The sequence below is a fragment of the Wolbachia endosymbiont of Glossina morsitans morsitans genome (assembly GCF_000689175.1).
Classification (GTDB): Bacteria; Pseudomonadota; Alphaproteobacteria; order Rickettsiales; family Anaplasmataceae; genus Wolbachia; species Wolbachia pipientis.
Window position 1 is genome coordinate 1 of sequence record NZ_AWUH01000074.1, and the last position, 1141, is coordinate 1141.

The window sequence follows — 1141 nt, forward strand, 5'->3', positions numbered from 1 at the left end:
GTGTTAACCTCTTTAGCACCATCTTTGTCTAAACCTAATGTTTTACTCCACTTTGTTTCATTTACTGCCTCGAACTTACCTTCATCGTTTTTCTCTTTTAGTGAATCTATCTTGAAGAGTAAAGTATTGCCTAGCGTCTTGGTAAGCTGATCAATATCAACAATAATACGGTAGTTCTTGCCTTCTAAGCTGAAGTCTATATAATATTTATCCTTTTCTACCTTACCTTCTTCATCTTTAACTTGGTTATTCCTTGCAATTTCCCTAAATGCGTCTTTTGTTACTAGCAACCCATCCTTAATAACCTTCAGAGCTTTCAACTCAGATATTTCGTTATTTTTGCTGATAGCATATATTGCTAAATAAGTCAGCGCAGCAGCAACAAATGCTAAAACGCCCATTCCAAGTGGTGTAGCTGCAAAAGCTGCTAGCTTGCAAGTTTAAGGCCTCCAAAGCGGTGTTGAAAGTATTGCTAATCCACCTATAACGTATATAGCAGTAAATGCAACAAATACAGTGTTTGCTTTGTGGAGCTGGCCACAATGATTTTTGAAAGTTAGCATAAACGACCTCATTTAATAAAATATTAATATGCTTAAATTGTGTATAAAAGAACTGTCATAGTCAAGCTTTTTCGTAAGCTACCTGCCGCTTGAGCCAAAGCCCCCTGCATTGCGACCGGTTTCTTCTGCGCAGAATTCTTCTCTGTCATCCCAAATCACCTGAGATACAGGAGAGATAAGGATTTGTGCGATTCTATCTCCTCTTTTTATTTCGTATGGCTGATTACTTAGATTAATTAGACAAATTTTAACTTCACCTCGATAATCAGAGTCTATAGTGCCCGGAGAATTTAAGACAGTGATTCCATGTTTTGCAGCAAGACCAGAACGTGGGCGGATTTGCCCCTCAAAACCGTTTGGTATTGCAATCACAATTCCAGTTGGAACAAGTAATCTTTCAAGTGGATTTAAAACAGCAGAATCATTCAATGCAGCATAAAGATCCATGCCAGCACTCTGCGTAGTTGCATAACATGGAAGAGACAAGTCTTCTCCGTGTGATAATCTTTTTATTTCTACTTTAATTTTACTTCTTTGCACTCCAATTTACCATCTATGAAGATTCAATTATAGCATGT

The 1141-nt window shown here is 37.5% G+C and carries 1 protein-coding gene and 1 pseudogene; both read right to left on the reverse strand.

Features of this window, described 5'->3' with window-relative positions:
- A pseudogene (locus tag WGMM_RS01730) lies at window positions 1-401 on the reverse strand (hypothetical protein); the annotation flags it as partial.
- 240 nt (window positions 402-641) lie between these two features.
- Window positions 642-1103 carry a dUTP diphosphatase gene (gene dut, locus WGMM_RS01735; RefSeq protein WP_006279458.1) on the reverse strand — a complete coding sequence of 154 codons (462 nt, stop codon included), beginning with the start codon at window positions 1101-1103 and terminating at the stop codon, window positions 642-644.
- Window positions 1104-1141 lie beyond the last annotated feature (38 nt).